Annotated in this window: 6 protein-coding genes; 2 read left to right on the plus strand and 4 right to left on the minus strand. The window is 62.1% G+C overall.

Annotation, left to right across the window (positions count from 1 at the left end; all coding sequences use genetic code 11):
* Positions 1–13 precede the first annotated feature (13 nt).
* Together ACU688_RS25010 and ACU688_RS25015 are read right to left on the minus strand one after the other, a co-directional pair.
* Positions 14–1,051 carry an isopenicillin N synthase family dioxygenase gene (locus ACU688_RS25010; RefSeq protein ID WP_448186782.1) on the minus strand — a complete coding sequence of 346 codons (1,038 nt, stop codon included), beginning with the start codon at positions 1,049–1,051 and terminating at the stop codon, positions 14–16.
* Between the two features lie 301 nt (positions 1,052–1,352).
* Entirely contained in the window at positions 1,353–1,823 is a 471-nt protein-coding gene (locus tag ACU688_RS25015; RefSeq protein ID WP_017739424.1) for an Lrp/AsnC family transcriptional regulator, read from the minus strand.
* A gap of 123 nt (positions 1,824–1,946) precedes the next feature.
* Here ACU688_RS25015 and ACU688_RS25020 point away from each other — a divergent pair, with 123 nt between their 5' ends.
* A complete protein-coding gene (locus ACU688_RS25020; RefSeq protein ID WP_448186783.1) occupies positions 1,947–3,191 on the plus strand; it encodes a methionine gamma-lyase in 1,245 nt (414 codons plus the stop codon).
* Positions 3,192–3,414: 223 nt separating this feature from the next.
* Positions 3,415–4,086 (plus strand): LuxR C-terminal-related transcriptional regulator, encoded by a 672-nt coding sequence (locus tag ACU688_RS25025; RefSeq protein WP_448186784.1) that lies wholly within the window; start codon positions 3,415–3,417, stop codon positions 4,084–4,086.
* A 147-nt stretch (positions 4,087–4,233) separates the two neighbouring features.
* On the opposite strand, the gene ACU688_RS25030 is transcribed toward ACU688_RS25025, so the two are convergent.
* Positions 4,234–6,186, minus strand: a complete 1,953-nt coding sequence (locus ACU688_RS25030) for a MacB family efflux pump subunit (RefSeq protein WP_448186785.1) — start codon at positions 6,184–6,186, stop codon at positions 4,234–4,236.
* A gap of 3 nt (positions 6,187–6,189) precedes the next feature.
* Entirely contained in the window at positions 6,190–7,341 is a 1,152-nt protein-coding gene (gene macA, locus ACU688_RS25035) for a macrolide transporter subunit MacA (RefSeq protein ID WP_448186786.1), read from the minus strand.
* Positions 7,342–7,399: the final 58 nt, after the last annotated feature.

The following is a 7,399-nucleotide window of genomic DNA, read 5'->3' on the forward strand; positions in this document are numbered from 1 at the left end:
GGTGAGCTCCAGATCAGGCGGACAGTGCTTGGGGAAGTGTGGCGTCGGCGTAGAAACGTTGGGCGACATCGGGGTGCGAGCGCAGGCGGCCTTTCAGGTAGTTCCAGCCGACATCGCGCAGCAGCGGGTTGCGCGGATCGCTTTCGGGGCCGTGGGCATCGCGCAGCAGTTCGGGAGCGAGTTGGTACACCGGCACCACCGCGTCCAGCTGTGCGCCGAGGAAAAACGCCAGGGACAAACGCTCGCTGCCCACCGGTGGCGAGACCACCCGGTGCACGGTGGCGCGCAGGTAACCGTTGCTGGCCAGCTCGAGCAATTCGCCGATATTCACCACCAGCGTGTCGGGGCGCGGCGACGCATCGATCCAGCGGCCCTCCTCCACTTCCACCTGCAAGCCGGCTTGCTGGTCTTGCAGCAGGAAGCTCAAGAAACCGGAATCCTTGTGCGCGCCGACCCCTTGGCGGCTTTGCTGCGCATTGCGGCCGGGGTAGCGGATCAGCTTGATATGTTCGTTGGGTCTTTCACCGTAGAGCGCATCGAAGGCGTTTTCCGGCAGGGACAAGGCCTGGGCAAACGCGCGCAACAGGCGCAGGGCCATTTGCGTCATTGCCTGCTGCCAGGCAAGCACCAGCGGCTTGAGGTCGGGCAACGCCTGTGGCCACAGGTTGGGGCCTTGCAGGCGGGCCCAGGCGGCTGGGTATTGAGCCGCGTTTAATGGCTCGCGCTCGGCGCCGACGTCGAACTGTTCGCGCAGGTCGGGCTGCCCGCGAGTGATCTCCGAAGCGGCGCGGTTGTAGCCGCGAAAATGCGGGGAGTTGATCATGCCGACGGCGAGCTTGTCGGCTTCAGGCAGGGCAAAAAATGCCCGCGCCTGCTGCTGCACCTGGGCGAGCAGCGCCGGGTCGATGCCATGGCCAGTGAGGTAGAAAAAACCGATATGCCGCGCGGCAAAACGCAGCTCGTCGAGAAACTGCTGGCGTGGTTGCGGGCCGGCGTCGAGTTGCGACAAGTCGAGCAGCGGCAAGGTGGTGATTGACTGAAGCTGCGACATCGGCGGCTCACTCCATGAACGTCTTGGGTTGGAGCAACCAATCTAAATGATCTTAAAAAATCGTAATAAATACCTTTTTGGCATTAGCTTAGGCCGTCCTGCGCCCCTCGATCACCTGTGAAGGCTGGCTTGTGCGGGAGCTGTTCACCTGCCCCAACCTGCAAACCCAATACCCTGTGGGAGCTGTCGAGCTTTAGCGAGGCTGCGAAAGCAGTGGGTCTGTTGGCTGGGATGTTGCCAGTGCCGCCGCCATCGCAGGCAAGCCAGCTCCCACACAAAAAGCCCCCCCGGTTTGCAGCCTTCAGCCCGGCAGCGGAATCACCCGCAACGGTCTTACCGATTTGTAGGAAAAGCTCGAATAAATCTCTTTGACACACGGCAGCGTCTGCAACACCTCCCGCGCAAATTCGCCAAAAGACTCCAGGTCCTTGGCCACCACTTCCAGCAAAAAATCATAACGCCCCGACACGTTATGGCACGCCACAATCTCCGGGATCTCCAGCAAACGCTGCTCAAACGCGCGGGCGATTTCCTGGGTGTGGCTTTCCATCATGATGTTCACAAACGCGGTCACCCCATACCCCAGCGCCTTGGGCGACAGGATCGCCTGGTAGCCACTGATCACCCCGCTCTCCTCCAGGTTGCGCACCCGGCGCCAGCACGGCGAGGTGGTCAGGGAGACGCGATCGGCCAGCTCGGCCACCGTCAGGCGGGCGTTGCCTTGCAGCGCGTTTAAAAGGGCTTTGTCGGTACGGTCCAGGCTTACGGGCATAACGTGCCTCTAATCATTATTTTTATGGGTTTTTCGTCCCGTGGCGCGGGAAATGTCAGCAAACTTTGCAACGTTCATCTGTGGTTATGAGCATAGCATTGTAGGAAATAAGGAGCGTCCGACATGAACAATAAACACAATGCATTCGGCTTTTCCACCCGCGCCATCCATCACGGCTATGACCCTCAGGACCACCATGGCGCCCTCGTGCCGCCCATTTACCTATCCGCCACGTTCGCCTTTCCCACCGCCGAATACGGCGCCGCCTGCTTTGCCGGCGAGGAAAACGGGCACTTCTACACACGCATTTCCAACCCGACCCTGGCCCTGCTGGAGTCGCGCATGGCCACCCTGGAAAACGGCGAAGCCGCCGTGGCGTTCAGCTCCGGCATGGGTGCGATTGCCGCGACGTTCTGGACCTTGCTGCGCCCCGGCGATGAAGTGATCGTCAGCCAGACCCTGTACGGCTGCACCTTCGCCCTGCTGCACCATGGCATCGGCGAGTTCGGTATCAAGGTGCGCCACGTTGACCTGACCGACCTGGACGCGTTGCGCGCCGCCCTCAGCCCCGCCACCCGCATGATCTACTGCGAAACACCCGCCAACCCCAACCTGCAACTGGTGGATATCGCCGCCGTGGCCGCCCTGGCCCATGCCCAGCCGAATATCACCGTGGTGGTCGATAACACCTACTGCACGCCGTACCTGCAACGCCCGCTGGAACTGGGCGCCGATGTGGTGGTGCATTCGGCCACCAAGTACCTCAGCGGGCACGGCGATATCACCGCTGGCATTGCCGTGAGCAGCCACGCCCTGGCGCAACGCATCCGCCTGCAAGGGCTCAAGGACCTGACCGGCGCGGTGATGTCGCCGCAGGATGCGTCCCTGCTGATGCGCGGCCTCAAGACCCTGGCCCTGCGCATGGACCGCCATTGCGCCAACGCCCAGGCCGTGGCCGAAGCCTTGCAGGCCCACCCGGCCGTGCAGTGGGTGACCTACCCTGGGCTGCGATCCTTCCCACAATACGAATTGGCGCAGCGCCAGATGAAAATGCCCGGTGGCATGATCGCCTTCGAACTCAAGGGCGGCATCGACACCGGGCGCCGCTTCATGAATGCGCTGCAACTGTTCACCCGCGCCGTCAGCCTCGGGGATGCCGAGTCGCTGGCCCAACACCCGGCCAGCATGACCCATTCCACCTACACCCCGGAGCAGCGCGCGCACCACGGCATCAGCGAAGGCCTGGTGCGGTTGTCGGTCGGCCTGGAGGATGTCGCCGACCTGTTGGCGGACGTGCATCAGGCGCTGGCCAAAAGCACGCGCACAGCACCGCGTCACGCCGAAAAGATCGAGCACGCGTTGAAATAAACCGCAGGTCGGACGTTATTTGTTCCTACACGGTGGTCGGATCGCTCCGACTACCGTTATGCAGTTTTAATCTAGATTAATCCGGATTGGATCCCCTTCCCGCCGCCCCGCTGTACTAGCATACGTCTCGGCGGGAAGCGCTCTCATCGTGGGGTATTCGCACTAGTTGATTCCCGTCGCGTCATGGCTGAATACCTGCACTCGAAACTCATGGACGAAGCAGATGAACTCACACCTGTTCCCACATATAGGCAAGGTCATCGCCAGCACCGGCAGTCGCCATTTCCCACGCATGCTGCATGACCTGATCCTCACTCAACTGGCCGTGGACGCCACCCACATCACGCAACTGCGAGTCAGTTCCGAAGGCCACACCCGCCGCGCGATCAGCCCGGTCTACACCGATTCGGTGGCGGCCATGGGTGACGAACAACCCGCCGCCCAATTGCACCTCACGCGCCACAAGGATGATGTGCGCTACGTGCTCTCGGTGTACCGCTCACACCCTTCGGAAAATTTCTCGCCCCAGGAACGCAGCATGTTGCAGGACTTCTCCACCCTGTTGCTGCCCATGGTGGAAAAACACATCGCCGCGATCCAGCCGTGCCGGCTCGACACCGATTCGGTGATGGCGCAGAACCAAGGCATCGAAACCCTGCGCCGACGCATCGAAGAACGCCTGGTGCAATCGGGGCTGACCTTGTCCAGGCGCGAGCTGGAAGTGTGTGTCGGCCTGCTGGCGGGGCGCACCGCGCCGGAGTTGGCGGAGCAGTTGGCGTTGAAGGTCAACACCATTGAAAGCTACCTCAAGCGCGCGTCGATCAAGCTGGGGATCAGCGGGCGGCATTCGTTGTTGCGGTGGATGTATGCCACGGAGGATGGCTCATCTCTTTAAAACACCACTAATCCCTGTGGGAGCTGGCTTTTGTGGGAGCTGGCTTGCCTGCGATGGCGGTGGGTCAGCAACCCATAGGCTGGCTGATACACCGCCATCGCAGGCAAGCCAGCTCCCACATTTTGAGTCCTCATTGTCTGAGCGGACTCAATCCCGCGCCAACGCCTCAATCGGATCCAACCGCGCCGCATTCCGCGCCGGCACAAACCCAAACACAATCCCGATCAACGTCGAGCAGGCAAACGCCGTCACCACCGAGCCCAGGGAAAACACCATTTCCCACTCCTTCACAAACAGCGAAAACAACCCACCCAACGCATACGACAACGCGATCCCGATGATCCCGCCGATCAAGCACACCATCACCGCCTCCACCAGGAACTGCTGGCGGATATCCGATTGCCGCGCCCCCACCGCCATGCGAATGCCGATCTCGCGGGTGCGCTCCGTGACCGACACCAACATGATATTCATCACGCCGATGCCGCCCACCAGCAAGGAAATCACCGCGATCAACGACAGCAGCAACGCCAGCGAACGGCTGGTTTTCTGCACCGTCTGCATGATGCTGTCGAGGTTGTTGGTGAAGAAATCCTTGGTGCCGTGGCGTTGCAGCATCAGCTGGTTGACGTTGTCTTCCACCACCTTGCTCGGCTGGCCGTCCTTGATGCGCACGGTGATGCTGTCCAGATGGCGCTGCCCAAGCAACCGCCCCGCCGCCGTTTCATACGGCACCCACACGTTCAACGCCTTGCTTGCGGCAAACATGTTCTTGTTGTCGGCCGTCACGCCAATCACCGTGCACGGCAGGTTACCCACCAGGATCACCTGGCCCAGCGGATCAACGTTAGGCCCAAACAGGCGCTGGCGGGTGTTGTGGTCGATCACCACCACCTGCGCCTGACGCCGCGCATCACTCTCGCTGAAGGCGATGCCGGCTTCGAGTTTGAGGCCCTTGACCTTGAAGTAACGGTCGCTGACGCCATTGACCTGCGCATCCAGGTCGATATTGCCAAAGCGCAGCAACAGGTGGCGGCCCACCACCGGCGTGGCGCTGTCCACGTAATACAGCTGGTTCAACGCCTCCACATCCGAGGGCAGCAACGTCTCGATGGCCGACGCGCGGCTGTCGCCAAAACTGCTGCCGGGAAAGATATCGATGGTGTTGCTGCCAATCGCCTGGATGTCCTTGAGCACATAACGCTTGGCGCCTTCGCCGATGGCCGAGATCGACACCACCGAAGTGATGCCGATGACAATCCCGAGCATGGTCAGCAAGGTGCGCATGCGGTGGGACACCAGCGCCACCCATGCCATGTTGAATGCTTCCTTGAACAACCCCAGGCTCGCCACCAGGCGCCGTGCACCGCTGCGCTTTGGCTCAATCGGTGCGTCGCTGGGCAACTCCGAGCCGGTATTGCGCGTGTCACTGATGATTTCACCGTCGCTGACCTCGACGATACGCTGGGCATTGGCCGCCACCTTGGGGTCATGGGTGACGATAATCACCGTGTGCCCGGCGGCGTGCAGCTCGGCGAGGATCTGCATGACCTCCTTGCCACTCGCCGTGTCGAGGGCCCCGGTGGGTTCGTCGGCGAGGATCACTTCACCGCCGTTCATCAACGCGCGGGCGATACTCACCCGCTGCTGCTGCCCGCCCGAGAGCTGGCTGGGGCGATGGCTGACGTGCCCAGCCAGACCCAGGCGCGCAAGCAACTCCCGCGCGCGGCTGTGACGCTGGGTTTGGGGCGTGCCCGCGTAGATCGCCGGCATTTCCACGTTGTGCAACGCGCTCAGGTGCGTCAGCAGGTGGTAACGCTGAAAGATGAATCCGAAGTAGTCGCGGCGCAGCTCGGCCAACTGCTCGTCGCCCAACGAACGAGTCTCGATGCCGTTGATCTTGTAGCTGCCGGCCGTGGCGTAATCCAGGCCGCCAAGGATGTTCATCAGGGTGGATTTGCCCGAGCCCGACGCGCCGATGATCGCCAGCATTTCCCCGGCCTCGATCTTCAAATCGATGCCCTTGAGCGCAATGAATTCACGCTCGCCGGCCATGAAACTGCGGGTGATGCCCTTGAGTTCCAACAGTGGCTGGCTCATCCGTCAGTTCCCCGCCACGGCGGGCATTGCGTCGCCGATCACCACGGTGTCGCCTTCGACCAGGCCGTCAAGGATCTGCACCTTGACGTTGTTGTTGATGCCGGTCTGCACCTCACGCTTCTGCGCCCGACCTTTGGCGTCGAGCACGCGCACGCCATAACGGCCATCGTTGTTGCGCGGACCGAGCGCCGCCACCGGCACGATCAACGCCGCCTGGGCGGTGGCGAGCACGATGCGCACCTGGGCAGTCATGGCAATGCGCAGGCGATGGTCGGGGTTGGGCACGTCGAACAGCGCGTTATAGAACACCGCCGTGTTCTGCTTGGGCGTGCCGGCGGCCTGGGTTTCGAGGAAGTTCTGCGGCGCCGGTTCGGTGCCGCGCAGCGTGGCGTAGTAGCGCTTGTCGGCCTCGCCGAGGATGGTGAAATACACCTTCTGCCCAGGGCTGATATGAATCACATCCGCCTCCGAGACCTGGGCCTTGACGGTCATGGTGTCCAGGTCCGCCAGTTTCAGCAGCACCGGCGCCAGTTGGCTGGCGATCACCGTCTGGCCTTCCTGGGTGACGATACCAACCACGTCGCCATCGATGGGCGCGACGATCCGGGTGTAGGCCAGGTTGATCTTGGCGGTGTCGATCTGGATATGCGCGCTCTTGATCTGCGCATCCAGGGACAACAGGTTGGCCTGCTGCACCAGGAACGTCGATTCCGCGCTCTCGAAATCCTGGCGCGACACCGACTCATCATCCTGCAAGCCCTTGTAGCGCTCATACACCGAGCGCGCCTGCTTGAGCTGCGCCGCCGTGGCGCGGCGCTGGGCCTGGAGGTTTTCTTCATCGACCTGGGCCTTGCGCAGGGTGTTCTGCAGGATCAGCGGATCGATTTCCGCCAGCCACTGGCCCTGCTTCACCTTGTCACCGACCTTGACCTTGAGCGACTTCAACTGCCCGGACACCTGGGCGCCGACATCGACCTGCTTGACGCCCTCCAGCAAACCGGTGGCCAACACGGCGTTTTCGATATCGCCGCGCTCAGCCGTGGCGGTGAGGTACTGCGGAGCCTCGGCGGGCGCTTGCACGGTGTAGACAATCAGGCCAACGGCAATGGCCAACACGCTGAACAGACCCACTTTGCGAAATTTTGAAGTGTGCATAAATGACCATAAACAAGGGATGAATGTGGGAGCTGGCTTGCCTGCGATGGCAGGCGGT

Source organism: Pseudomonas acericola (SeqCode) (assembly GCF_053456465.1).

What these genes read in the sequence shown, in the direction of transcription:
- ACU688_RS25015 (WP_017739424.1), bottom strand. Translation starts at nt 1,823, where the DNA reads ATGCCCGTAAGCCTGGACCGTACCGACAAAGCCCTTTTAAACGCGCTG.
- ACU688_RS25030 (WP_448186785.1), bottom strand. Translation starts at nt 6,186, where the DNA reads ATGAGCCAGCCACTGTTGGAACTCAAGGGCATCACCCGCAGTTTCATG.
- ACU688_RS25010 (WP_448186782.1), bottom strand. Translation starts at nt 1,051, where the DNA reads ATGTCGCAGCTTCAGTCAATCACCACCTTGCCGCTGCTCGACTTGTCG.
- macA (WP_448186786.1), bottom strand. Translation starts at nt 7,341, where the DNA reads ATGCACACTTCAAAATTTCGCAAAGTGGGTCTGTTCAGCGTGTTGGCC.
- ACU688_RS25020 (WP_448186783.1), top strand. Translation starts at nt 1,947, where the DNA reads ATGAACAATAAACACAATGCATTCGGCTTTTCCACCCGCGCCATCCAT.
- ACU688_RS25025 (WP_448186784.1), top strand. Translation starts at nt 3,415, where the DNA reads ATGAACTCACACCTGTTCCCACATATAGGCAAGGTCATCGCCAGCACC.